22 protein-coding genes, 1 tRNA gene and 2 pseudogenes are annotated in these 23481 nt (G+C 61.1%); 17 read left to right on the top strand and 8 right to left on the bottom strand.

Features of this window, described 5'->3' with window-relative positions; translation table 11 throughout:
- The first annotated feature begins 7 nt into the window (after positions 1 to 7).
- The 13 genes from QOZ99_RS17345 (at position 8) to QOZ99_RS17285 (ending at position 10583) form a co-directional block, all read left to right on the top strand.
- Positions 8 to 436: a hypothetical protein gene (locus QOZ99_RS17345; RefSeq protein WP_306891261.1), complete on the top strand. Its 429-nt coding sequence runs from the start codon at positions 8 to 10 to the stop codon at positions 434 to 436.
- Positions 437 to 586: 150 nt separating this feature from the next.
- On the top strand, positions 587 to 1072 hold the full coding sequence (locus QOZ99_RS17340) for a DUF2948 family protein (RefSeq protein WP_306891260.1): 486 nt from the start codon (positions 587 to 589) through the stop codon (positions 1070 to 1072).
- A gap of 131 nt (positions 1073 to 1203) precedes the next feature.
- On the top strand, positions 1204 to 2496 hold the full coding sequence (gene hisD, locus QOZ99_RS17335) for a histidinol dehydrogenase (RefSeq protein ID WP_306891259.1): 1293 nt from the start codon (positions 1204 to 1206) through the stop codon (positions 2494 to 2496).
- A gap of 10 nt (positions 2497 to 2506) precedes the next feature.
- Positions 2507 to 3004 carry a UPF0262 family protein gene (locus QOZ99_RS17330; RefSeq protein WP_306891258.1) on the top strand — a complete coding sequence of 166 codons (498 nt, stop codon included), beginning with the start codon at positions 2507 to 2509 and terminating at the stop codon, positions 3002 to 3004.
- Between the two features lie 87 nt (positions 3005 to 3091).
- On the top strand, positions 3092 to 3496 hold the full coding sequence (locus QOZ99_RS17325) for an arsenate-mycothiol transferase ArsC (protein ID WP_246339826.1): 405 nt from the start codon (positions 3092 to 3094) through the stop codon (positions 3494 to 3496).
- Positions 3497 to 3612: 116 nt separating this feature from the next.
- On the top strand, positions 3613 to 4236 hold the full coding sequence (locus QOZ99_RS17320; RefSeq protein WP_306891257.1) for a Maf-like protein: 624 nt from the start codon (positions 3613 to 3615) through the stop codon (positions 4234 to 4236).
- A 15-nt stretch (positions 4237 to 4251) separates the two neighbouring features.
- The gene (gene yacG, locus QOZ99_RS17315; protein ID WP_306891256.1) at positions 4252 to 4485 is read left to right on the top strand and encodes a DNA gyrase inhibitor YacG; all 234 of its coding nucleotides are present in this window, start codon (positions 4252 to 4254) and stop codon (positions 4483 to 4485) included.
- 681 nt (positions 4486 to 5166) lie between these two features.
- Positions 5167 to 5242: transfer RNA gene (locus tag QOZ99_RS17310), tRNA-Phe, on the top strand.
- 199 nt (positions 5243 to 5441) lie between these two features.
- The gene (locus QOZ99_RS17305) at positions 5442 to 6659 is read left to right on the top strand and encodes a tyrosine-type recombinase/integrase (RefSeq protein WP_306891255.1); all 1218 of its coding nucleotides are present in this window, start codon (positions 5442 to 5444) and stop codon (positions 6657 to 6659) included.
- A gap of 490 nt (positions 6660 to 7149) precedes the next feature.
- On the top strand, positions 7150 to 7791 hold the full coding sequence (locus QOZ99_RS17300) for a hypothetical protein (protein ID WP_306891254.1): 642 nt from the start codon (positions 7150 to 7152) through the stop codon (positions 7789 to 7791).
- Positions 7792 to 8205: 414 nt separating this feature from the next.
- Positions 8206 to 9147, top strand: a complete 942-nt coding sequence (gene thyX, locus QOZ99_RS17295) for an FAD-dependent thymidylate synthase (protein ID WP_306891253.1) — start codon at positions 8206 to 8208, stop codon at positions 9145 to 9147.
- Positions 9148 to 9239: 92 nt separating this feature from the next.
- On the top strand, positions 9240 to 9554 hold the full coding sequence (locus tag QOZ99_RS17290; RefSeq protein WP_306891252.1) for a hypothetical protein: 315 nt from the start codon (positions 9240 to 9242) through the stop codon (positions 9552 to 9554).
- Between the two features lie 57 nt (positions 9555 to 9611).
- On the top strand, positions 9612 to 10583 hold the full coding sequence (locus tag QOZ99_RS17285; RefSeq protein ID WP_306891251.1) for a hypothetical protein: 972 nt from the start codon (positions 9612 to 9614) through the stop codon (positions 10581 to 10583).
- On the opposite strand, the gene QOZ99_RS17280 is transcribed toward QOZ99_RS17285, so the two are convergent.
- The 6 genes from QOZ99_RS17280 to QOZ99_RS17255 all read right to left on the bottom strand — a co-directional run bounded on the left by QOZ99_RS17280 (position 10575) and on the right by QOZ99_RS17255 (position 16898).
- Positions 10575 to 11573 (bottom strand): hypothetical protein, encoded by a 999-nt coding sequence (locus QOZ99_RS17280; protein WP_306891250.1) that lies wholly within the window; start codon positions 11571 to 11573, stop codon positions 10575 to 10577. The two genes, QOZ99_RS17285 and QOZ99_RS17280, sit on opposite strands and share 9 nt — an antisense overlap.
- A gap of 4 nt (positions 11574 to 11577) precedes the next feature.
- Positions 11578 to 13629, bottom strand: a complete 2052-nt coding sequence (locus QOZ99_RS17275) for an ORC-CDC6 family AAA ATPase (protein ID WP_306891249.1) — start codon at positions 13627 to 13629, stop codon at positions 11578 to 11580.
- The gene (locus tag QOZ99_RS17270) at positions 13629 to 14555 is read right to left on the bottom strand and encodes a phosphoribosyltransferase-like protein (RefSeq protein ID WP_306891248.1); all 927 of its coding nucleotides are present in this window, start codon (positions 14553 to 14555) and stop codon (positions 13629 to 13631) included. The genes QOZ99_RS17275 and QOZ99_RS17270 overlap by 1 nt, the downstream gene beginning before the upstream one ends.
- Positions 14545 to 15888, bottom strand: a complete 1344-nt coding sequence (locus QOZ99_RS17265) for a TRM11 family methyltransferase (protein WP_306891247.1) — start codon at positions 15886 to 15888, stop codon at positions 14545 to 14547. Before QOZ99_RS17265 ends, QOZ99_RS17270 begins: the two co-directional genes overlap by 11 nt.
- A gap of 445 nt (positions 15889 to 16333) precedes the next feature.
- Positions 16334 to 16570: a conjugal transfer protein TraD gene (locus QOZ99_RS17260; RefSeq protein WP_306891246.1), complete on the bottom strand. Its 237-nt coding sequence runs from the start codon at positions 16568 to 16570 to the stop codon at positions 16334 to 16336.
- Position 16571: 1 nt separating this feature from the next.
- Positions 16572 to 16898 carry a conjugal transfer protein TraD gene (locus QOZ99_RS17255; RefSeq protein WP_306891245.1) on the bottom strand — a complete coding sequence of 109 codons (327 nt, stop codon included), beginning with the start codon at positions 16896 to 16898 and terminating at the stop codon, positions 16572 to 16574.
- A gap of 172 nt (positions 16899 to 17070) precedes the next feature.
- On the opposite strand from QOZ99_RS17255, the gene traA reads away from it, so the two are divergent.
- Together traA and QOZ99_RS17245 are read left to right on the top strand one after the other, a co-directional pair.
- Positions 17071 to 20028 (top strand): Ti-type conjugative transfer relaxase TraA, encoded by a 2958-nt coding sequence (gene traA / locus QOZ99_RS17250; protein ID WP_306891244.1) that lies wholly within the window; start codon positions 17071 to 17073, stop codon positions 20026 to 20028.
- Positions 20029 to 20157: 129 nt separating this feature from the next.
- Positions 20158 to 20397 carry a helix-turn-helix transcriptional regulator gene (locus tag QOZ99_RS17245; RefSeq protein ID WP_306891243.1) on the top strand — a complete coding sequence of 80 codons (240 nt, stop codon included), beginning with the start codon at positions 20158 to 20160 and terminating at the stop codon, positions 20395 to 20397.
- A gap of 283 nt (positions 20398 to 20680) precedes the next feature.
- On the opposite strand, the gene QOZ99_RS17240 is transcribed toward QOZ99_RS17245, so the two are convergent.
- The gene (locus QOZ99_RS17240; protein ID WP_306891242.1) at positions 20681 to 21517 is read right to left on the bottom strand and encodes a hypothetical protein; all 837 of its coding nucleotides are present in this window, start codon (positions 21515 to 21517) and stop codon (positions 20681 to 20683) included.
- Between the two features lie 890 nt (positions 21518 to 22407).
- Here QOZ99_RS17240 and QOZ99_RS17235 point away from each other — a divergent pair.
- Both QOZ99_RS17235 and QOZ99_RS17230 read left to right on the top strand, forming a co-directional pair.
- Positions 22408 to 22704 carry an Arm DNA-binding domain-containing protein gene (locus tag QOZ99_RS17235; RefSeq protein WP_306891241.1) on the top strand — a complete coding sequence of 99 codons (297 nt, stop codon included), beginning with the start codon at positions 22408 to 22410 and terminating at the stop codon, positions 22702 to 22704.
- A 180-nt stretch (positions 22705 to 22884) separates the two neighbouring features.
- Positions 22885 to 23319, top strand: a pseudogene (locus tag QOZ99_RS17230) (IS5 family transposase); the annotation flags it as partial.
- Between the two features lie 13 nt (positions 23320 to 23332).
- Here the strand turns inward: QOZ99_RS17230 and QOZ99_RS17225 are convergent.
- Positions 23333 to 23481 (bottom strand): annotated as a pseudogene (locus tag QOZ99_RS17225) (IS5/IS1182 family transposase); the annotation flags it as partial.

Genomic DNA, 23481 nt, shown 5'->3' with positions numbered 1-23481 from the left:
GACGATCATGCCGCATGAGGTGATTCTGGCGCCGGTGCCGCTGGTCCATCTGGAATCGGCGCTGGCCATCGCGGCCGGGCGCCGTGTGGCGTTCAGCACCAGCCAGGCGTCCTTTCCTCCCCAATGGGAGGGGCGCCACGTCTTTTTCTATGCCTCCGCCTCGGGATATGCCGGTGGGTCGGCGGATATTGGCAAGGTGCCCTTTCGCGGCGTGCTGGTGCGGCACCTGCCGTCGTCCTCGGGTTTCTATGGTGGTGATGCCGTTCGGCCGGCATCGACCGCGACGGATAACGCCAGCCTCGCCTTTTTCGAGGTCGCCGATTTCGAGAAGCTCGCCAAGCCACTGCTGATCGGTCAGTTCGCCAAGGCTGACGGCGGCAAATATGCCGCGGGGTTCACGCCGCGACGCCCGATCGCCTCCCGTTTACCCGAGTAGGCCAAGCAACACTCCGCAGCGGCGCGTTTCCCCCTTGCGGCACGCCATGGGGCGCGCCATTTGCCTCGCAGACGGCCAGCTCCCGGTGGCGAGAGGGCAGCACGGGATGGCGCTGGCCCGCACGGGAGCCGGGCAACGGAGTTAAGGGACATGGGCAAGGGCCTCAAGCTTATCGCGCTCGACGCGGAAGATCTGGCGGTACTGTCGATGCATCTGCAGGACGCGGTGCTGGCGGTGGGCGACATGACCTTCGTGCCGAAGGAGCGACGCTTCGTCCTGCTGGCCAGCCGGTTCGATTGGGAAAAGGCGATCCAGGCCGAGGCGATGGCGGAGGTCGGCACGCCGACGGGCGCTGCCGCAGCGGCTGCGGGTCCCTGCGTGCGCCGGCATTCCGGGCTGCGCTTCGAGCGCGTGCTGGCCGCCCGGGTGCGCGGCATCGATCTCAAGAAGAAGCAGGGCGTGCTCAACCTGCTGGCGATGAAGTTCGAGGCGGGCGAGGCTCCCTCCGGCACGGTCAGCTTCCTGTTCTCGGGCGGGGGCGAGGTGCAGCTCGACGTCGAGTGCCTCGAAGTCGCCCTTGAGGATCTGGGCCCGGCCTGGGACGTCAAGGGCACGCCCTGCCACGACGTGGGGTGAGCGCGCGCACGGGTGCCGGCCATTGCCGCGTGCCGCGCCCCGGCAGCGGTGTTGCCACCGGCCTTCTTCCCGCTTGTCTTCGGGCGGCGTGGTTGCGATAGGACACGGGTCACGTGCCCGCAGGATCCGCCATGCCGCTTCGCCTCGATACGTCCTCGCCCGATTTCGCCGCGCGCTTCACGGCCTTTCTCGGCACCAAGCGCGAGGTGTCGCAGGATGTCGCCGACGCGGTGGCCGGCATCATCGCGGATGTGCGCGCGCGCGGCGATGCGGCGCTGATCGATCTGTCCCGGCGCTTCGACCGGGTCGATCTCGGCGCGCTGGGCATCCGGGTCTCGGAAGCCGAGATTGACGCGGCGGTGGCGGCGGCCGATCCGGCCACGGTGGAGGCGCTCGCCTTCGCGCAGGGTCGCATCCGCGCGCATCACGAGCGCCAGCTGCCGGCGAGCGGGCGCTATGTCGACGCGGCCGGCGTCGAGCTTGGCCATCGCTGGACCCCGGTCGATGCGGTCGGCCTCTATGTGCCGGGCGGTACCGCGGCCTATCCCTCATCCGTGCTGATGAACGCGGTGCCGGCCAAGGTGGCGGGCGTCGGGCGGCTCGCCATGGTGGTGCCCGCGCCCGATGGCGTGCTCAACCCCTTGGTGCTGGCGGCGGCGCGGCTTGCCGGCGTCGATGAGGTCTACCGTGTCGGCGGGGCGCAGGCGGTGGCGGCCCTGGCCTACGGGACGCAGACCATCGCCCCGGTGGCCAAGATCGTCGGGCCCGGCAATGCCTATGTGGCCGCCGCCAAGCGCCACGTGTTCGGCACGGTGGGCATCGACATGGTGGCCGGCCCCTCCGAGGTGCTTGTCATCGCCGATGGCGCGCAGAACCCGGACTGGATCGCCGCCGACCTGCTGGCGCAGGCCGAGCACGACACCGCCGCGCAGTCCATCCTGATGACCGACGACGCAGACCTGGCCGATGCGGTCGCGAGCGCGGTGGAGCGCCAGCTGGAGCTTCTGCCACGCCGCGACATCGCCGGTGCCAGCTGGGCGGAATTCGGCGCGATCATCACGCTCGCCAGCCTGGAGGAAGCGCCCGCGCTGTCCGACCGTATCGCTCCCGAGCATCTGGAAATCATGACCGCGGATGCCGAGGCGCTGGTCGCGCGCATCCGCCATGCCGGCGCGATCTTCATCGGCGCCCACACGCCGGAAGCCATTGGCGACTATGTCGGCGGTTCCAACCACGTTCTGCCGACCGCGCGCTCGGCGCGCTTCTCCTCCGGCCTCAACGTGCTCGATTTCATGAAGCGCACCTCCATCCTCAAATGTGGGCCCGAGCAGCTGCGCGCGCTCGGCCCGGCGGCGATCGCACTCGGCGAGGCGGAGGGGCTCGGCGCCCACGCCCGATCGGTGGCGATCCGCCTGAACCTGTAGCGGCGGCGCGATGGCGGATGGCGAGGACCCACACGCCGACACGCGCCGCCTCTCGGCGGTGACGCTCGACGCCCGGTCGATCGGCCGTTCCACCCGCGATGTGGAGCACGAGCGGGCGGTCGCGATCTACGACCTCATCGAGGAAAACAGCTTCACCCCGATCGGCGACACCGAGCCCGGCCCCTATCGGCTGTCCATCGCGCTGGCCGACGGCCGGCTGCTGCTGGAAATCACCCGCGAGGATGGCGCGCCGGTGGTGCAGCATCATCTCTCGCTCAGCCCGCTGCGGCGGGTGGTGAAGGATTATTTCATGGTGTGCGAGAGCTATTATTCGGCGATCCGCACTTCGAGCCCCTCGCAGATCGAGGCCATCGACATGGGCCGGCGCGGCCTGCACAACGAGGGCTCGGAGGTGCTGCGCGCGCGGCTGAAGGACAAGATCGCCCTTGATTTCGGCACGGCCCGGCGCCTGTTCACGCTGGTCTGCGCGCTGCACTGGAAAGGCTGAGGCGTGGACGGGCGGTCCGGCTCCGACGCGCTGTCGCCCGGCTGGGTACCCGGCAAGCGGCGCGAGCGGCCGCAATCGGTGCTGTTCATGTGCGGCCAGAACAGCGTGCGTTCGCCCATGGCGGCGGTGCTGGCCCGCCATCTGTTCGGCCGCTCGCTCTATGTCGGCTCGGCCGGGGTGATGAAGGGCGAGAGCGACCCTTTCGTCGTCGCCGCCATCGACGAGATCGGCCTCGACCTGCATCGCCACCGGCCGCAGACTCTGGAGGAACTGGAGGAGAACGAGGGGCTCGGCTTCGATCTCGTGATCACTCTCTCGCCCGATGCCCATCACCGCGCGCTGGAGCTGACCCGCACCAACGCGATCGACGTCGAATACTGGCCGACACCCGACCCCACGCTGGTCAGCGGCAATCGCGAGCAGCGCCTCGATGCCTATCGCGCCGTGCGCGACGAGCTGGAAACGCGCATCCGCGCCCGCTTCCGGTTCTGATGACGCGGCCGCGCGGCGTAAAAGCCGTTCAGTTTTTAAGGAAGTTGCACTAGCGTGCCGCCGCGAATGACCGGCGGCCCGTCATGTCCAATGGCCGGCGGAAGAGGAGTATACGAGTGAGCGCCCGCCCCCTTTTGGTGCTGGCCTCGGGCTCGCCGCGCCGGCTGGCGCTGCTGGCCCAGGCCGGCATCGAGCCCGACGCCCTGCTGCCCGCCGATATTGACGAGACGCCCGAGCGCGGCGAGCTTCCGCGCCGCCTCGCCCTGCGCCTCGCCCAGCAGAAACTCGCCGCCGCCGATGCCCGCCGCACCGCCGACGGTGCGTATGAGGGGGCCTATCTCCTCGCCGCCGACACCGTGGTCGCGGTGGGGCGCCGCATCCTGCCGAAGCCCGAGATCGGCGAGGAGGCGGCCGATTGCCTTCGCCTGCTCTCGGGCCGCGCCCATCGCGTCTATACCGGCATCGCCCTGATGACGCCCAAGGGCGGGGTACGCACCCGTCTCGTCGAGACGCGGGTGCGCTTCAAGCGCCTGTCGCGCGAAGAGATGGACGCCTATGTCGCCGCGCGGGAATGGCAGGGCAAGGCGGGCGGCTACGCCATTCAGGGGCTCGCCGGCACCTTCGTGATCAAGCTGGTCGGTTCCTATACCAATGTGGTCGGCCTGCCGCTGGCGGAGACGGTGACGCTGCTGGCGGGCGAGCGCTATCCGGTTCGCCAGCGCTGGGGTCATCCGGCGTGAGCAGGGGAGCGTCCCATGGCCTCGGGTGAGGACAAGACGGGTGGCGCGGCGGCCCGTGGCTGCCCGATCTGCGGTAAGCCGGCGGTGGAAAAATACCGCCCATTCTGCTCCAGCCGCTGTGCCGATATCGACCTCAACCGCTGGCTGGTTGGCGCCTACGCCATTCCCGTGACCGAGGAAGACGACGAGGACGGCGAAGAGCCCTCGCTCGCCCCCGCGCCGCCGCCGCCCCCGCCGCGCCGGCGTTGAGCCGGCCGCGGGCCCGGCTATGGCAGGGGGGAGGGTGTGCGGGGCGTGGTCTCGGGGCCGGGCGATGGGCTTTGGCAGATGAGGGTTCGCGCTTCTGCCCCTCGGCTTCATGCGCCTGCAGGGTCTGCGCTTTCGCGAGTCGCGCCGTCCGGGCTCGGAACCTTTCGCGCCCAGAACCTTCCGGGCTTGGCGCCTTCCGGGCTTGGCGCCTTCCGGGCTTGGCGCCTTCCGGGCTTGGCGCCTTACGGGCTCGGCGCCTTCCGGGTTCCTCCGGCTCCGCGCCAAGACATTCCGCGTTCCGGCGCTCCCCGATCCGGGCCGGCCGGGATGGGGGGAGCTCCGGCGCTCGCTCGGGCTCGATCGACGGCCCGGTCCGCTTCTCGATCGTTGCCCTCCCACGCCCGGATGCATGCGGTTTGCGGGCCTTTCCGGCGTGGGCGCGCACGGTATGGGCGCCTCGGGATGGGCGCGCACGGGAATATGCGCGATCCCGCACCCATCCTCCCTCCACCGGCGCCCCCTTCGGCCGCGCGTGCTGGATATCGTGCGACCTCCACAGGTGACGCTTCGGTGACGACAGGCTGGGGAAAGGCCGATTTTCCCGTGGCGGGCATATGGACAGGGCGAGCCCGAAACACTATAAACCGCCCGCTCCACACGGCTTCAAGCCGTTGTCGGCATGCCCAGGTAGCTCAGCTGGTAGAGCATGCGACTGAAAATCGCAGTGTCGGCGGTTCGACTCCGTCCCTGGGCACCATTTCCCTTTCTCCAGCGGGTGCGAGACGTTTTAGTTCGTCTCATATCGTGTTGAGAATACAGGGAAAAATGGCCTGCCCGACCTAATTCGGTCTCGCTCTGTGTCGCTTTGTCTCTCCGCATCTCGCGGATTTGTTGGCCTTGCTGTTGGCCCCAGAGTGTCGTCTGTTGGCCTCGGAAAGCCAACAAGGGCGAATGTCATGGCTCTGTCAGATACCGCTTGCCGATCCGCCAAAGGCAGGAACAGCGAATATAAGCTCTCGGACGGGGGAGGGCTTTACCTCCTAGTGAAACCCAACGGCGCGCGGCTGTGGAACCAAGCCTATCGATTCGGGAACAAGCAAAAGAAACTGTCGCACGGCGCCTACCCGACAGTTGGCTTGGCGGACGCTCGACGATTGCGTGACGAGGCCAAGAAGCTGTTGGCCTCGGGTATCGATCCTTCAGCCGACAAGAAGGTCCGGAAGATCGCAGCGGCCGTCGCAACGGAGAGCACCTTTGGCGGCATCGCTGCGGAATATCTGGCGCGCATAGAGGACGACGGCGCGGCTCCGTCCACTCTGACGAAGAACAAATGGATGTTGCAGGACCTCGCGGGTCCATCGTTGGGTGCGCGGCCTATCGCAGAAATCACCGCAGCCGAGGTTCTGACGCTTCTACAAGACATCGAGAGAAGCGGTCGGCGCGAAACGGCCCGCAGGCTGCGCAGCCTAATTGGTACCGTTTTCCGGTTGGCTGTTTCGACGCTTCGCGCCACGAACGATCCAACCCAAATGCTGCGAGGCGCCTTAAAGGCGCCCAAGGTGCAGCACCGCGCGGCGATTACCGACGAAAAGCGGCTAGGCGCGCTGCTAGCATCGATCGACTTGTATGATGGCTGGCCGACATTGCGTTGCGCGCTTCAGTTCACGGCTCTGACGTTCGCCCGTCCGGGCGAAGTGCGAGGTGCCACTTGGGACGAGTTCGATCTCGAGGGGGCCGCCTGGCACATCGACGGGAAGCGCACGAAGGTGCGGCGGCCCCACGATATTCCGCTATCCCGACAGGCCATGAATGTGCTCCGCGAGGTGAAAGAGGTCGCGCGCGCCAGCAAACTCGTCTTCCCGTCGATCCGTTCGAACGTTCGACCCTTGTCGGAGAATGCCATGAACGCTGCGTTGCGGCGAATGGGTTTTACGCAAGAAGAGATGTCCGCCCATGGTTTTCGCTCGGCTGCTAGCTCCATCCTGAACGAGCGCGGGCACCGGTCAGATGTGATCGAGGCCGCGCTTGGCCATCAGGAGCAAAACGAAATTCGTCGTGCCTATAATCGGGCGACCTATTGGCCAGAGCGGGTCGAACTCATGCAGGTATGGGCGGACGAGCTCGACCGCTATAAGCGTGGTCCGACGAAGAGCGGCAGCCTGATCTTCGACTAGAGGCTGCGCGTAGGCGCAAAGGCCTTGCTGCATGCCTCACCTCGGTAGCACCGGCCGCGGTGAGGGCCACTCAGCCGGATTTGGCTGGTTTGCGGAATCGGACCCCGGCGCCGCCACCATTTTCCGTAATGAACTCTATGCCTGCGGCTTCCAAAGCCCGACGCAGGGCGTCAATCGTCACAGCGTTCGCGACAACCGGGCCGGACAGCGGCTCAATTCGTTTGATGGTTGCGAGAGATACTTTGGACGCCCGAGCCAATGCCTTCTGATCCCATTTGAGTAAGGCCCGCGCAGCTCGGATTTGGTCACTTGTGAGCATCATAAATTAGGCCGTTGGCATCATATGATGCTAAAAGAATTGACACATGTTACTCTTGCGTTAGCCTCTTATGAGGCTGCCTTCGCTCGGAAGACACCCGAGACGGCTGTGCAGGGTGGTAGGACACCCCACACAGCCTGACCACAACCCAAGCTGTCTGGAGCTCGGATCATGGCTGATTCTGAGATTAGCACGAGTCTGTCCCGGCCATCCCGGAGGGACCTTCTCTCTGCCGCCCTGATGACGATTGGCGGTACTTCCTTCAACAGTTCGGCTCCGGCCGCGACGCAGGATGATGGCGCAACGGATGCCGCTGTCCTCGCGTGGAAAGCATGGCGCGCCGCGCATCGGCGCACACTCGCTCTGTGCCGGAAGCAGCAGCGCCTCGAGTCCGAACTTGCGCGGATGATTGGCTTTCCGCAGGCGGTTCTTGCTGCAGTCGAACTGCCGTCGCCCGTGCGGATCGCCTCTCTGCGGCAGTTCGACGAGCTTGCGGCCAGTCTGCCTTCGCTTCGCGTTCGGCGCGACGAAGTCGCCGCAAGTCTGCGCGCCCATCAGCAGCGCTGGGACGACGCGGATAACGTCATTGGCTACTCCGTTGCCCGACGGGAAGAGGCGGCAGCATCCGCTGATGAAGAAGGGCTGACTGCGGGGCTATTTGCGGCAGACGCCACCTCTCTGTGGGGGCTCTCAGCGAAGCTTGACGTGCTGATCGCGGTAGGCGCCGGTGGTGCCGAAGGACGGCAATTCCCTTGGCCAGAGTTGCGGCGCATCCGCGATGATATTTTGCGACTGGCGCAGTTGAAGAAGTAGGATCGCGAACCGATGATAGGCGCACTCATTGGACGGTCGTTGGCCGGTGCGATCATCATGGGTGGGATTGTCGTGCCCTTCGACCTTATGCCGCCTCCTGAAGGTCAGCCCATTCTGCCTCTTCGCCCTGCCACCTCGGGCACTAAGCGCACATGAGCGATCCTGGCCAGCGCCACCGGAGGGCTTCGATTCAATTGCCAAGATTCAATGCGACGGCGTTCAACCCCGGGGCGAGATGTTTGAGCAGTGAGGTTAGCGGCACCGTCGACTGCCCGATAAGTGCGGCTCGGATCGGACGTGTGGCAACGACTGACGACTGGCGCGACTATCGCGACAAGTATAGTCGTCCCTTGGAGCGTTGGCTGCGCCATCGCGAGCACGAGCGGCCACAATTGACGTGATATCGGAGGGCGGATGACCATCACCTCGAAACAGCAAGAAGACATCGACCGCGCGCGGGCCACCTCATCGCAGACCCTGCGGCCGACCGTTCCGGCAATGGAAGAGCTACTATTCCAGTCGACAGCCGTCCTCGATCACGGCTTCCTGCGGGTTGTTGACTACATGGGCGACGACAGCTCCGTGGTTCAAGCGGCACGCGTCTCATATGGACGTGGCACGCGAAAAACCAGTGAGGATGCCGCATTGATCGCCTATCTCATGCGGCACTGGCATTCAACACCGTTCGAGATGTGCGAGATCAAGCTCCATGTGAAGCTCCCGATTTTTGTCGCCCGCCAGTGGGTGCGCCACCGGACGGCCAGCATCAACGAGTATTCTGCTCGGTATTCGGTCCTTGACGGTGAGTTCTATATTCCGTCGCCTGAGCATCTCGCTGCGCAGTCTTCTACGAACCGCCAAGGTCGGGATGCGGTGCTATCTGGCGACGAGGCTCAGGAGGTTTTGCACCTGTTACGGAATGACGCCGTACGTTCATACGAACATTATGGGTGGATGCTTAACGATGGCACTGCCGACCAGCAAATTGACGGCGGCCGCCTCGGCCTGACCAGGGAGCTGGCACGGATCGGGCTAAGCCTAAACACTTACACGCAGTGGTACTGGAAGACAGACCTTCACAATCTCTTGAGGTTTTTGAGACTTCGGGCAGACTCTCACGCCCAGTATGAAATTAGAGCATATGCGGAGCTGATGCTCGATATCGTGCGTCAGTGGGTTCCTCTAACTCATGCCGCATTTTTGGAGCATCAGATGCATGCAGCCACATTCTCTGCGAGCGCATTAGCTGCTATCCGACGCATGATCGCTGGTGAGAGCGTGAATGCGCAGAATTCCGGCTTATCCCGTCGAGAATGGGACGATCTGCGTTCGGCTCTCGAGCTCAGCGGGAGTTGACGTGTGCGTTCGCTTGCGAAGGCCTCTACGCTCATCATATTGTGCAATGATTGCCGCTCTCGCGGTGGGTTTCCTCTGAAAGGAGACGATTGATGCCGAACGAGCTCAGGTTTGCCGGGTCTGGCGCCTTTTACGACAGCGCGCGTCGTGGCAAGCCTAGCCAGAGCGCGTCGGCGCTGCCCGGACGCATTCTGGCCGAAATGTCGAAGGCGCACGGTGCCGGTGCAGCGGCCAAGGAGATCGCAGAAGCGATCGGCGCGAATGTCGTGGAAGTGGCTGAATCGCTAGGGGCTCTGGAGAATCTTGGCTTGATTGTGCCACGAGATCCTTCGCCCAGCAATGTACGATACATTCTGTCACCCGCAGGTCAGCGCGCGCACGAGCTTGCGTATCTGGCGATCGCGTAACGCTGACTGGCGTCATGTTAGATGAGTACGTGCTCTGGGCTGGAGTGGGGATGGGAGGTGCTCGCAACCGCAGCTCCTTGGGCGCTGGTGGCATTGATCGGAGCCGTGTTCGGTGCGACCGAATTGATCGCTCGCTACAAAGATCAACCGTTCGCAACGTTGAAGAGTCGTGCCGCTTTGACTTATGTTGGTCTCAATGCAGGCGCGGCGTTGCTTGCACTTCTCTTGCTCGACACTTTCGACGTTACGTTTGGGGCTCAGGAGCAAGCTCAGATCAACGCCTATCGGGTGATGGTTGCCGGGCTAGGTGCGATGGCGTTCTTCCGGGCCGGGCTGTTCAACGTGAGGGTCGGGTCGTCGGACATCTCTGTCGGCCCCAACCTGATCCTCGAAACTTTCCTGCAGGCTCTCGATCGGCGTTATGACAGGGAACGCGCGGCGCCGCGCGCGCTTGATGTATCGCGGCTTATGAAGGGTGTCGTATTTGAAAGGGCCAAGGAAGCGTTGCCGCTTCTGTGTTTCAACCTAATGCAGAACGTCTCTGACGCCGAAAAGGCGGAGATTGGAGACGAAGTCCGGCAGCTTGGCGAAGCGCCCGGCATGAGCGATGAAGCCAAGTGCAATGTGCTTGGGTTGATCCTGCTGAATGTGGTGGGCAAAAGTGTGCTCGAAACTGCGATCTCTTCGCTCGGCGCGACAATCACAGGACTGCCGCCGCTCGATCTTGAGCTCCTGAGCTCCGTAGCGCGGGCCGACGATGCTCTGATCGTTGCGTCGCTTCCGGAAGCATGCTGGCGGCTTGCCGGGCCCGGGCTGACGGAACTTGCCGATGTCGCCGAACTTCAGGACCTTGCTCTACCGGCGCAGGCAAAGGCGATACTTATCGTTCGTAGGCTCGTTCGAGACTATGGTGAGGGAATTGTCGGGCCAGCGCTCGCTGCAATCGGCCAAGCGGGCAGCACCGAAGTACAGGCAACAGCGGCGGACGCCGAGCGGCCTGACGCTGCACAGACCGAAGCGTTAGGTTGAGAGCCGCGGATGGGCCTGAGGATCAGACGCCCGCGAGACGAGTCGATCGAGCAGTTCGAAATCGATTACATATCTCCAGGCTCCCGACACACCGCTTCCAGTGCCGGGTGCATAGGATGCGGTATAAGGATAAATAATGCTGGCTGGCGTGTTCTCACATTCTGCCATGTAAAAAAGAGCAAAGCCGAGCGCCTGAGCCTTGGTCGACAATGGAGAGAAATAAAAGCGGTTCGCCATTTCTAGTTCTAACTGTTCGCGTACCCGGCTTAGCTCGCTCGCAACGGCGAAGGGATCCGAAGCCGATGCGAAGCGCCGCGAGTGCAGCCCCCTTCCCCGCCGCGGGGCGTTAGAGTGCGCTTTCAGAACATTCAGCTGGTACATGTCAGCCTGCAATGACGGCAGGCCGAAAATTTCCACGAGCGTGGCGCCCTCCTTGTCGCTCATGACCTCTTTCAGCGAGAAATCGTCGAAGCCAGGGGCGACAACTAATACTTCTCGTGTTTCGCTACTAGTGTTGAGACCCTGAAAGCCAATCACTTCGCGCGTCTGAAGTACGTCGCCATCATTGAACCGCGTGTTTTCTCGGTCGGCGTATGAGATCGGCTCCGCATAAATGACGTCGAAACGCCTCACGCCCCGGGTCCGAAGCATTTTAGTCAAGAACATCAGGTGAGGACGGATCATGCCTGTAATGTCGACGCACAGTGATATCCTGGCGAGCGATATGCCATCAGCCTCAAGGCCGTCGAGGTATCTCACAATGGCGTCGTCCTCCGAGGTGGCAAGCACGATCCCGCCTTCTGGGAGACTCTCGTCACCTAATCGGTACTGAGGGTGAATCAACCAATCCTTTCGTTCGGCGCTTATGTTGTCATAGACAAAGCGAACGCGACTGGAGTTGTCCCACGACGAAATAAACAAATCCCAATGCCCAGGCCATCTCCCGCCTGGGTCGAGACGATATTTATAAAAATAATCATAGCAAATCATGTTTTTAATCAAATAGTGTTGGCTGATTGAGGTTTAATCTGACGTCCTGCTTGCGTCTACGGCTGCGACCGAAATGGGGGGCGGTCATCTTGTTCGCGAACCCACGTGCAAATTCCTTAAAGGCCTCCTCGTTTTCCGGCGCGAATATGAGGTCGACCGTAGCGGCGTCGAAGCGCGCTACACCGCGACGGGCGATTGGTAAGCCGAAGCGCGGGGCCAGCATGCCATTTAGCTGGAACTTTGGTCGACGCTCACCACCGTTACGGTCTTTCTCGAAATCCGGCAGACGGATCAGAAACGAGCGCTCTTCCGCCATCCTCAGCCGATGGGCGGTCGTCTCCGAGACACTCGATTCTGGAACAGAGAACGCCATCATCGATACCTCGACCGGCTTGTCCGCGTACCGGTTGATCTCAAAGAGACGCGCGATGCGCTCGATCGCTATGCGGAGCGCTAAACCGTGCGCGCCTGGTTTGCGCATTTCCTCAAAGAACCAGTCCGAGGCTTCAGATACGCCTCGGATCTGATCCTTGTCGGTTAGCTTTGTAATTTCTTCATCCGAACCGTCATACAGCGCCCAGGTATAAATGTCCTTTAGGATAGTCATCAGAGACCGGGGAAGGCCGTTTGACATTGCGACGAAGTCGTCGAAGCCGAGATAGGGCACCGGCAGCGAAGCCTCTCTGAACAATTGAGCGATGAGATCCGATTGATAATGCTGCAATTGCCGTGCGTATTCTGGAACTGTGCCTGCATCGTCGAGGAAGGCGCGACACGATGCGGCGATCGAACGGGCGGCCGCAGGCAGGTCCTCCTGCCTGAACCAGCGCTGATACAGCAGCATGATGTTGAGCTTTTCCAAAAGCGGCTCGCCATCGACCGCCAGCTTTGCCATGACCGCTTTTGCTTGCTTCTCGTCTGCAATGCCCGGAGAAGCGCCGGTCCTCAGTCCGTCCATCAATCGATCTAGCAGCTTTTCGAAATGTGGTCCCGTGCCCAGCTGACGCGATCCTAGCCGTCGGTGCAATGCGCCGTCTCGCGCCGTCCAGCAGTGGTCCTCAAAAAGGTCCCGGATCGCTTGGTCGGAAAGCTCGTTTGCACCGGCGTCCGACGACAGCCTTCGCTTGACGAGCTTATAGGCAAACCGCTTCCAAACCTCGCGCAGGCGAGAATCGAGGGGAACCTTGTCAAACTCAGAACCCTCGCGGTTCTCCTCATCAGCGGCCAGCGTCTTGAAAGTACGGATACCGTAGGTGCGCGCGCCGATCCGAAAAGTACAAGGATGCTCACGCTCGCGGATCAATGTCTGCACATAGACTTGTTGCTCTTCCTCAAGCATTTCGAGCTCGTCGAGCTGATAAGAGAATCGTACTTCGCTAAAGGATGGACAACGTCGTGCGATAACTTTAGGAATCCCGAATATAAGACGGCCTCGGGTGACCTTAATGCGTGAGCTGAAAACGCCGTTGAACACGACATTATTCATATCGATATCGAGTGCCCTTTGCTCATCTTTCAACCACAATAGCACGTCCGCCAGTGTCCGAAATCGCGCAGGAGGCCGCTCGTCGATTAGTTCCCAGAGATCGCCGCTGATCGCATCTGCGGCGCCGGCCATTTCGCCCGATGGATCAGCTAGTCCTGCGATTAAGCTCAGAAGCTCACGTGCCAGCCAAAGCTCCATGGTGTATTCAAACAGCGTCTGCCAGCGTTCCTGCGGTTGACCCCGGCCGGTAAACCGCTGTGCGTTCATTGCGCCGAGAAGAACGTAGATGCCGAGATAGCGGTCGCGCCGAATGCCGTCTAGAGCGCTCAGGCCCGCTTCCGCGTGTCGAAGAGCCTGCAGGGGGTACGAATAGTAGCGCATGAGATGCGTCTTACCACTTCCCTTGCCGCCAACAATCAGGACCGGCATTGCTGACGTCGGCTGGAACAGAGCGTCTTTTCCTTTAGCGGTGCCTTTGGTCGGAGCGATCGACTCGACCCAAAGTCGGTCAATCTCTTCGGAGGTCAGATAGACCGCCTTAGTAATGCCGAAGGGATTTTCGTTACGCATCAGGCCAGCTTCCCGTAGCGACGGAATAACGGTCGGAAATTGGGGAGTACGGCGCTCTGGCGTTTCCAGAAAATCGGAAGGCTATCGTCTGGGGTGTTGTGGCTAAATCCGACTGCAAGTTCGGCTTCGCCAAAGCCGAGCGGATGTGGAGGATAAAGGATCCGTCCATGACGCAGGCAGATATCTTTCGCTCTTGCCTTGAGGTCAGAGGCGCCGTCGCCGGTCCAGAAGCGCGATCTCTCGGAGAAGCATCTGAAGTCGTCGCCCAGCTCCATGACGCAGGCGACAGTCGTGTACCTGCCCTCAGCCAAAACATGTCTTAAGCCATCAGTCGTGGCGATTAGAGCAAAGTAGCTGACTTGGGCCTTTGGCGCAGCTCGTCGTAATGTGTCGACGACTGTTGAGGAATAATCGCAGGCTTGGCAGCCAGTGCCGCAGAGGTCATCGATAAACACGTAATGATCAACGTCTCCCGCTACGCCCGCGAAACCAGGCAGCTCGAAGTGATTGATAAACAGGTCGGATGGGAGATCAGCCTCTTGTCGTAGATAATAAAGCAGGTGTGGGCCACTTTCGGAAGGGTTTCCAACACCCAAAAAACGCGTGCGCTTTAGATGCGCTGCGTAGGAATCCTCGATGGCGTCAATGTCGAGTGGGTCGACAAGACTTTGCCGGATACGCTGTATGAGTGGCTGACGGTAAAGCTCGTGATAAAGTGAGGCCAGAAGCTCTCGAACTTCGTGCACTCCGAAATAAGTGAAATTGCTCAACAGGTTCAACATCGCAACTCGATCGGTGGTCTCGTTTGCGCTATTGCTCGTAAAAATCTTCAACCAGGCGTCAACATCGCGACCGGTTGCGCGGTTGTCCCAAACCGCCTCGCTCAATCGCCGGATCTTCAGAAGCAACTGCGCTTCAACGTCCATTGCCGCCGCTCGCCGGTTTTCGTAAAACCAAAATTGTTTCCTCGGCGATATAGCCGACAGAACGGTTGCGCCGTGTGATCAGCCCGCGCGAGCGGATGCTATCGACGAGTTCAAGCTCAATTTCAAAGCCGAGTTCCGTACAGATCGCCGCGAGGTAGCGCGTTGTTGCAAAGCGTTCGCCACACACGATGTTGTCGCCCACCACGAGGATCAGAACTCCTCCCGGTCGGATTGCGGCTTCGATATCAACGAGGGCGCTCTGCATTTCGATTAAAAACTGGGCAGCGATGTGCCGTCTCGTCGCGTTCTTTTTGCCGATGCGCTCGAGCGCATCGGCTGCAAAAGTCAATGATTCTTCAGGGAGGCCACTTGCGACCTCGTTTTTGAGGAAATGCTCTCTGCCGATCGTCAATTTTTCGATCGCCCGAAGCCCGTCGGGCGCGAGTCCGAGCCAGATCAGAGACAGGCTGCTCGATCGCACATATTTCTGCGCGCTGCCATACGGGGGCGAGGTAATGACGAGGTCGGCTCGAAGGCTGCTATCCAGGGAACGTACGTTGTCCAGTATAAGGCTCTTTGCGGTCGACCCGGCCACTGCCTCCAACCGGCCCATCCGGAGCACGTTCGCCGCGACGATCTGATGGAAAATCGCTTCAACGTCGGCGTTGTGTCGTTCTGCTAACCAGCGACGTCGATCGTCCCTTTGGGCGGACGTAAGCGACGCGCGCTCGGGATTGAGTTTTACTGGGACGGAGATCGCCGGATCAGCTAAACAGACCCGGCGGACAACAGCGGAAAAGCAGGCTTGAAGAAAGGTCTTCTCGGTGCAGTCGGGCATGGCGCCGAGCGCCGCGGCAAATCGATCGAGCTCTTTGGCTACCGGCAGGGCGAACCAACGCTCCATGCGTACCGATCCGGTTGGGGGGCCGAAACCAAACCGCGGCCGGCGGGCCAGCAATCGCTCAAAAGCGGCATTGAGCGCGGCGGCAGGTACCGCTGTCGTCTTGGCCGCAGTGATCAGTCGTGCGAGTGGATTGACGTCGCATCCGATCACCTCACACCCGGTGGCCAATCCTTCAACCAGAACAGTGCCGCTACCACAAAATGGATCAAGCAGACGGCTGCCGGTAGTCGCGAAGCGCCCGCAGGACAGGAAGTAGGATGGGATAGCTGGGAGGAGCTTCGCAGGATAGGTGTGGAACAGGTGCGTCAGCCGATCAACGCCAGATCCTAGGCCGGTCATCTCGCGGAAGTTGACAGAAAGCGGGCCGTTGCGATCGTACGCGGCCTTTAGAGCGTCGTAAGTGTAGGCGCCTTCGACTTGGTCGCTCAATCTTTGGAGCATCAAATCACAGCTCGCTATCCCCTAAGATATCTGTTCAGCGATCCGGCCACGCCGAACGATGTGGTGCCCTAAGGTATCGCTGGTCGAAGGCTGCTGCTCAAGCGAGAAAAAGATTGGCGTCGGCGAATTTCGCGGTCGTGCACAGCGGAAGTGCCACCCCAATAGGAAATTCGTGAACGGCCTTTAACGACCGACAAACCGCTACGTACCCCTTGGTTTATCAGGCAGGAAGGTGCGGGCGGAGTGACTTTGAACTAGACGCTGCTTTGAGGGCTGGCTCACGCTGCCATGTCATCGAGGAGTGGACAATAGACACAATCAAGGCCCCCGCACGAGTCGCGACGTACTCACACCGCACGAGTTTCTAGCACAGTGCCGAGTGGACCAAAATCGGAACGGATCTCGATCCACTCAGCGATGGGGGGGAGCAAGGTCACTTTCTATCCACACCACGTTTTATCTCGAACGATCCTCTGCCGATCGTACCCCAGAGCTTCTGTGCCCGGTTGTGATGCTTGCTCTGAAGTTTACCTGCCACCCAGAGCAGCGCGCCGTAGATGACGGCGCGATCGTCGCCGGTCAGTTCGACGACACCCGACTTGACCATGAGCCCACCGAGCTCGATCAGATGCCGCGTGCGCCTGCGGCGCTCCACCTGCCAGTCGCGCATGTCATGCCGCGCCCGTGCCGCCTGATGGCGGTTGCGCGCTGTCTGATTGCGGCGGAGGGCTGACCGGGTCGCCGTCAGCTGACGGTGAAGATCGACGTGCCCTTCCTTGAAAAAACGCCGCGCCTCGTCGCGCCCACGCCTCCCTCCGTCCGGGGTCCTTGGTCTCAGCCAGCACAAGCAGCGCACCGGCGAGTTCCTCGGCGGTGAGCGCGTCCGCGCCGGTGGCAATCACCAGATCGCCCAGCTGTTGCACCTTGCGGGTCTTGAGGTCCTTGGCTTTGTCTTCAAGTGCCTTCAGTTCCGCGTCGAAGTCCCGTGGCTTGCGCATCGTCCTCTCCATCAGCAATCGATGGAGGAATGATAGTTGAGAGGGTTGCGGAAGGCCGTAATGTCGTCGGGACAGACTGGGATGGGCTCGTCGCTCCCGAGATTTTTTCGAGGGAGGGCGCGCTTATACGTCGTTCCGACGTGCGCTTCGCCGTGGTGATGTTCGGATCGCGATGGCGATCTATCATCTTCACGTCAAGGTCATCGGCCGCAAGGCCGGCTCCAGCGCGGTGGCGTCCGCGGCCTATCGTTCGGCCTCACGGCTGCGCGACAACCGGATCGACCGTGTCCAGGACTTCTCCAGTAAGCGCGGCGTTGTGCATTCCGAGGTGCTGCTGCCGGACGGGGCGCCCGAGATATGGGGCGACCGCGAGCGGCTCTGGAATGATGTCGAAGCCTTCGAGCTACGCAAGGACGCCCAGCTCGCCCGCGAGGTCGAGTTCGCCCTGCCACGCGAGATGAGCCGGGCGCAGGGCATCGCGCTCGCCCGTGACTTCGTTGAGACGGAGTTCGTCGATCTCGGGATGGTCGTCGATCTCAATGTGCATTGGGATATGGGCGAGGACGGCATGGCCAAACCCCATGCCCATGTCATGCTCACCATGCGCTCGGTCGATGAGGACGGCTTCGGCCCGAAGGTGCGGGAGTGGAACGCGACCGAGATGGTGGAGCGCTGGCGCGAACGTTGGGCGGTGCTCGCCAATGAGCGCCTCGCTGAACTCGACATCGACGCGCGCATCGATCATCGCAGCCTGGAAGCGCAGGGCATCGCGCTGGAGCCGCAGAGCCAGATCGGCGCGCCCGCGCAACGCATCGAAGGAGAGGGGATCGAGGCCGCCGACCGGGCAGAGGTTCATCGTGAGATCGCGCGCGGCAATGGCGCGCGCATCATCGCCGATCCGGGACTGGCACTGGACGCCATCACTCAGCAGCAGTCGACATTTACCCGGCGGGACATGGCGCGCTTTGCGCATCGCCATAGCGACGGGATCGAGCAGTTCAACGAGGTGATGGGCGCGATCGGCCGCGCGCCCGATCTCGTCGAGCTCGGCAAGGATAGACGCGGCGAGGATCGCTTCACCACGCAACAGATGGTCGAGGCCGAACAGCGTCTGCACAAAGCTGCCGAGCTGATGGCCGAGCGCGAACGCCATTCCGTGAACGAGAGGGACCGCGACGCCGCTTTGGCCCGCACGGTTGAGCGCGGCCTTGTCCTTTCGGTAGAGCAGTCCGACGCACTGTCGCACATCACCGGCACCCGCGATCTCGGCATTGTCGTCGGCTATGCCGGGACGGGGAAGAGCGCCATGCTGGGTGTCGCGCGCGAGGCCTGGGAGGCGGCCGGCCTGGAGGTGCGCGGCGTTGCGCTGTCCGGCATCGCGGCGGAGAATCTGGAGAGCGGATCGGGCATTGCGTCCCGCACCATCGCCAGCCTGGAACATGGCTGGAGCCAGAGCCGGGATATGCTCTCCTCACGCGATGTTCTGGTGATCGACGAGGCCGGCATGGTCGGCACGCGCCAGCTGGAGCGCGTGCTCTCCCATGCCGCGGATGCCGGCGCCAAGGTCGTGCTGGTCGGCGATCCGCAGCAACTGCAATCCATCGAGGCCGGCGCCGCGTTCCGCTCGCTTGTTGAGCGTCACGCCAGTGCGGAGATCAGCGAGGTACGCCGCCAGCGCGAGAGCTGGCAGCGCGATGCCACGCGCGATCTGGCGACCGGCCGGATCGGCGAGGCCATCCAAGCCTATGAGAGGAGCGGCATGGTCCATGCCGCGCAAACGCGGGAGCAGGCGCGGGGCGAGCTGATCGAGCGTTGGGACCGCGACCGGCAAGCCGCACCAGACCGCAGCCGCATCATCCTCACTCACACCAATGACGAGGTACGCTCTCTCAACCAGGCCGCCCGCGAACGCATGCGGGAGGCCGGCGATCTCGGCGAGGAGGTGCGCGTCACCGTCGAGCGCGGCGCGCGTTCCTTCGCCCGTGGCGACCGGGTCATGTTTCTGCAGAACGAGCGCGGCCTCGGGGTGAAGAACGGCACGCTCGGCACCATCGAAGAGGTCAGCGCACAGTCCATGTCCGTGCGTATTGATGATGGCCGATCCGTCGCCTTCGACTTGAAGGACTATGGCCGCATCGACCATGGCTATGCCGCCACCATCCACAAGGCACAGGGCATGACGGTGGACCGCACCCATGTGCTGGCGACGCCCGGCATGGATGCCCATTCCAGCTATGTCGCGCTGTCACGTCATCGCGACGGCATGGAGCTGCATTATGGCCGCGACGACTTCGCGGATGGGGAGCGGCTGGTGCGCACGCTGTCACGCGACCGGGCCAAGGACATGGCGTCGGACTACGCGCGGTCCGACCCGGCACAGGCCTATGCCGAGCGGCGCGGCATCACCTTCCGCCAGCGTGTCGTCGAGATCGTGCGCAAGGTTCCGGAGAAGCTGCGCGACCTTGTCGACACCCTAAAGCCGTCCGTGGACACGGCACGGGAAGCGCCAGCCTTGCGCGAAGAGGCGGGAGCTAAGCCCGAGCCGCTCGCCCAGGAGCCTCCCGAGGATCCGGAGGCAGTGCTGCGGCGGGCGCGAAGCCGCGCGCTCGTCCGGCATGCCCGGGCGTGGGATGCGATCCTCACCAGGGCCGATCCGACCGGCCGGGGCACGCCCGAGCAGATCCGCGAGCTCACCGATGCCCGCAAGGCCTTCGACGAGGTGCGGCCCCAGGGCTGGCGTGATGCGGAAGCGGCCTATGAGAAGAGCCCGGAGCTGGTGCACGAGGCCGCCGACGGCAAGCTCAATCGCACCATCCGCGCCCTCCAGCTTGAAACCGAAATCCGCACCGATTCGGAGCGCCGCGCCGATCGCTTCGTCGAGCGCTGGCAGAAGCTCGACCGACAGCTCCAGCACCAGTACGCGCAAGGCGACTACGCCGGCTACAAGGCAACCCGCAGCCAGATGGGCGACATGGCGCGGAGCCTGGAGCGCGACCCGCAGCTCGAATCCCTGCTCGCCAGTCGCAAGAAGGAACTCGGCATCAGTTTTGACACCGGCCGCAGTCTGGGTCGAGAGCTCGCCCGCAGTCACGGCATCGACTTCGACCGCAGTCGTGGCCTCGGGCTCTAAAACCGTCCGATGTGCGGCCGCCGGTTCGCCATGCCACACCGGCGCCGTTCATTCCCTTGCCGGTTGGCCGCCCGATGCCTTGTCTTGCGCAGGCGCCCTCAGGCGCATCCAGCAGGAGGCAGCACCGCCATGCAGACACCAGAGCGTATCATCCGCCTGAAGACCGTCCTCGCCCGTACCGGCCTGTCCCGTTCCACGATCTATCGCAAGATCGCCGAGGGCACGTTTCCCGCCCAGCTCAGGATCAGCACCAATGGCGCCGGCTGGCGGGAATCCGACATCAACCGATGGGTTGCCGACCCGCCGCGGTGGCGGGCACGGGAGAGGTGCGAGGTCAACGGAACTGAACGCACCTGGCAGGTGGAATAGTTTCTGCTCCGCCTGTTCATTGGTTTTCTAGTAATGATGCGGGGGCCTCACGGTACGCAGGCTGTCGCAGGATGCGGCGCCGCGCACAGCGAAATCCAAAAATCAGTCGATTGACCTAGATACTATGTAAATTATGAAACGATTCACTGAAGCCATTCTTCGCGTTAAATAAACTGCATAAATCATTGCCCGTCGCGAATTAGATTCCTACTCGTGAGCGTACATGTAATTTATTTCAACTTATTTGTTTTTTATAAAAATATAAGAAAAATTTTTAATTATTCTATGATATAATTTCGAGCTTTGTATTTGCGGCAGACTGGAGCTGAGCCAGAGACCCTTTCTGCCCCAATTTAAAAATATTCCAAGCCTTTATGATGATGCTGGCTCGAGTGAGCTCATGAATTCGGCCATTATTATTTGCCTTTTGCGAGTGCAATAGAGCTTGCATTGTATCTATGATTTGATACTTTCCATTCCTATCACCTTTAAGCCATGCTCTAATAAAATCCATTGCTTTTTTGTTATCTGATCTCGAGAAATGATAAATTAAAGCGGCTAGCTGACCCGCCGGATGCGCAAATTGCCTATTAATATCTCTTCCATACTTCAAATAAGGTTCAATATCATTATATTTTTCTTTCGCTAGGCGGAGGACCTCGTCCGGCTGCAAAGTTGAGCGATCGTATGGATCGTTATCTAGTAAGTGCGCCCACCTGATTGCTGCGGCTAATGTGGATGCATATTTATAACCAGCGATATGAAGTATGTCGGCCGGATTTCTTGGTTTTCCGATATCCATTCGGCCAAAAAGAGCTGGATCGATTCCAAATATAACATGGGTTTTGAAGTTTTTTCCAGACTTTATGCATGCTGCAAGTCTATTTTGACCGTCAAGCAAGCGGCCGTCTGTGCCAAATTTTATCGTATCTCCAGTTAAACCCCAGCGGTCAGAACTCATATCTCCTGAAAATTGATTTACTTTGTTCGCCTTTGGCGGACGATTACCCTTATTGCGCTTTTCGAGAACCTCCCTTGCTGTTTTCGGATCAATCTCGATGATGACAGTTGTGGTAGGTGGGTTCTCTAAATACACTGCGATGTCGCTCAGGGCATTCATAAGTCCTATCCCCTCTGTGTACAGAAAAGTACACACAAATTACCGTGGCTGTTTAGATTGGTCAATGGCCGTTGCGGTGTTGTGGTCCCTTATCTCGGGGTTGTCTTGACGCCCCTCGGCTTCGTGCGCGCGGTCCGCATCCTAAGGGTAAAATGTGGATTCAGAGATATGTTGGTGCTTTGGGCTATCGTAGCCTTTGACTGGATTTAGTGAACTGCGGCACTAGGTTGAAAAATTGGATCTGCATCGATTGCTAATTTAAAAGACGAAGTCTAGTATTTCATCGGTCGATGTTAATATTATCCTTCATTAAGCTGATGCTGCATAAGATCTGCTAACTGAGATCCCTCAGGATGACACCTCATCGAGCCGATTTCGTTGGGCGAGGTTCTCCGTCCAGGATGGAGAGGCCGAGCGTCGGGGGGTGCCGACGATCTTTAAAGTGACCTTCTCCAGCCATGGTCAACTGAATGAAGCGGGAAGGCCGATCGCAGTTTTGCTGAACGTCGAGATTCTCTCTTACAAGGGAGGCGTTTGGTTCATGCCAACTGACCATTGACGCCTTGATGGTGTGGGTGACGGTTTTGGATCCCTGTTCGGGAACCAAACTAACGAGTTTTCCCCAAGTCATCGCACTTGTTGGCCTTGCTGTTGGCCCAGCGTCAAAACTAAATGAAAATAATCTTGTAAAATCATATAACTATATAGATTAAGCGATGACGTCCCTGGCACCACTCCTCCCCGCCGGGGGTAACCGGAAGTGCGCTAAGCTACTATAATCAAAGAATTTTCGGCGATCGTCGCATTGACGCGTATCGCCGGGCCTGTTGGCATTTTGGAACGTTTGTTGGCATCCTTCGGTACCAACTCACAGGCCGGGTACCAACAAAATGCCCCTGTCAGATGCCGCCGTCCGCAACGCCAAGCCGAGCGCGAAGCCGCGCAAGCTCTCAGATGGGGGTGGATTGCACCTCCTCGTCACCCCAACCGGCAGTCGTCACTGGCGCCTTCAGTATCGCTTCGAAGGCAAGCAGAAGATGGTGACCTTCAGATCCTATCCCGTCGTCTCCCTTACCGAGGCTAGGGAGAGGCGGGACGCAGCTAAAAAATTGTTAGCAGCGGGACAAGACCCAAGGGTTTGGCGATATTATACATCGCGTACCCAGCGACGCTTAGGTCTCGATTAGTTGCCGTAGGATTGGCAGCGCATCGTCGCGTATCTGGAGCGCGATTGACCGGTGTATCTTCAGCCGGTGGTGCCACGCAGGGGTGTGGGAACGAGTTTTCGAGGCTCTGACCGCCGATCGTGACAACCAGTATCTGATGATCGACAGCACGATTGTCCGGGCCCACCAGCAGGCCGCGAGTGGAAAAGGGGGGCTAAGGATCAGGCGCTGGGGCGTTCCCGAGGCGGACTGACCACCAAGATCCACATGCTGGCTGACGCGCTGGGACGACCTGTGCGCTTCATCATCACGGCCGGCCAGGTCGGCGATGTCACCGCCGCTCCCGCCCTGGTCGAAGGCTTCGCTTGCGGCGCCGTTCTTGCCGACAAAGCCTATGACAGCAATGCTTTCCGACGGCGCGTGACCGAAATTGGCGCGGCGGCCGTGATCCCATCCAATCGGACCCGGAAGATCCTCATCCCGCACGATGCTACGACCTACAAACTCCGCAACCGCATCGAGCGCTGCTTCAATCGCCTGAAGCATTTCCGCCGCTTCGCGACGCGATACGACCGCAGGACCGTTCACTTCACCGGCTTCATTCACCTCGCCGCTGTCATGATCTGGCTTCGGTGAATGTCGATCCGTCCTAGGAGACCGACTCATAACTCCGCAACCAGATGCGGATTGACGCGAGTTGGATTGAGGCGAGGAAATTGTCGTCTCGTTTGTCATAGCGGGTAGCGACGGCCCTGAAGTGTTTGAGTTTGTTGAAGAAGCGCTCGACGGCGTTGCGTT

Source organism: Ancylobacter amanitiformis (assembly GCF_030814815.1).
GTDB lineage: Bacteria > Pseudomonadota > Alphaproteobacteria > Rhizobiales > Xanthobacteraceae > Ancylobacter > Ancylobacter amanitiformis.
Note: the sequence above shows the minus strand (reverse complement) of the source record. Positions and strands in the feature narration are given on the sequence as shown.

Coding starts and splice junctions, on each gene's coding strand:
- QOZ99_RS17345 (WP_306891261.1), top strand. CDS start 8: ATGCCGCATGAGGTGATTCTGGCGCCGGTGCCGCTGGTCCATCTGGAA.
- QOZ99_RS17340 (WP_306891260.1), top strand. CDS start 587: ATGGGCAAGGGCCTCAAGCTTATCGCGCTCGACGCGGAAGATCTGGCG.
- hisD (WP_306891259.1), top strand. CDS start 1,204: ATGCCGCTTCGCCTCGATACGTCCTCGCCCGATTTCGCCGCGCGCTTC.
- QOZ99_RS17330 (WP_306891258.1), top strand. CDS start 2,507: ATGGCGGATGGCGAGGACCCACACGCCGACACGCGCCGCCTCTCGGCG.
- QOZ99_RS17325 (WP_246339826.1), top strand. CDS start 3,092: ATGTGCGGCCAGAACAGCGTGCGTTCGCCCATGGCGGCGGTGCTGGCC.
- yacG (WP_306891256.1), top strand. CDS start 4,252: ATGGCCTCGGGTGAGGACAAGACGGGTGGCGCGGCGGCCCGTGGCTGC.
- QOZ99_RS17305 (WP_306891255.1), top strand. CDS start 5,442: ATGGCTCTGTCAGATACCGCTTGCCGATCCGCCAAAGGCAGGAACAGC.
- QOZ99_RS17300 (WP_306891254.1), top strand. CDS start 7,150: ATGGCTGATTCTGAGATTAGCACGAGTCTGTCCCGGCCATCCCGGAGG.
- thyX (WP_306891253.1), top strand. CDS start 8,206: ATGACCATCACCTCGAAACAGCAAGAAGACATCGACCGCGCGCGGGCC.
- QOZ99_RS17290 (WP_306891252.1), top strand. CDS start 9,240: ATGCCGAACGAGCTCAGGTTTGCCGGGTCTGGCGCCTTTTACGACAGC.
- QOZ99_RS17280 (WP_306891250.1), bottom strand. CDS start 11,573: ATGATTTGCTATGATTATTTTTATAAATATCGTCTCGACCCAGGCGGG.
- QOZ99_RS17275 (WP_306891249.1), bottom strand. CDS start 13,629: ATGCGTAACGAAAATCCCTTCGGCATTACTAAGGCGGTCTATCTGACC.
- QOZ99_RS17270 (WP_306891248.1), bottom strand. CDS start 14,555: ATGGACGTTGAAGCGCAGTTGCTTCTGAAGATCCGGCGATTGAGCGAG.
- QOZ99_RS17260 (WP_306891246.1), bottom strand. CDS start 16,570: ATGCGCGACTGGCAGGTGGAGCGCCGCAGGCGCACGCGGCATCTGATC.
- QOZ99_RS17255 (WP_306891245.1), bottom strand. CDS start 16,898: ATGCGCAAGCCACGGGACTTCGACGCGGAACTGAAGGCACTTGAAGAC.
- traA (WP_306891244.1), top strand. CDS start 17,071: ATGGCGATCTATCATCTTCACGTCAAGGTCATCGGCCGCAAGGCCGGC.
- QOZ99_RS17245 (WP_306891243.1), top strand. CDS start 20,158: ATGCAGACACCAGAGCGTATCATCCGCCTGAAGACCGTCCTCGCCCGT.
- QOZ99_RS17240 (WP_306891242.1), bottom strand. CDS start 21,517: ATGAATGCCCTGAGCGACATCGCAGTGTATTTAGAGAACCCACCTACC.
- QOZ99_RS17235 (WP_306891241.1), top strand. CDS start 22,408: ATGCCCCTGTCAGATGCCGCCGTCCGCAACGCCAAGCCGAGCGCGAAG.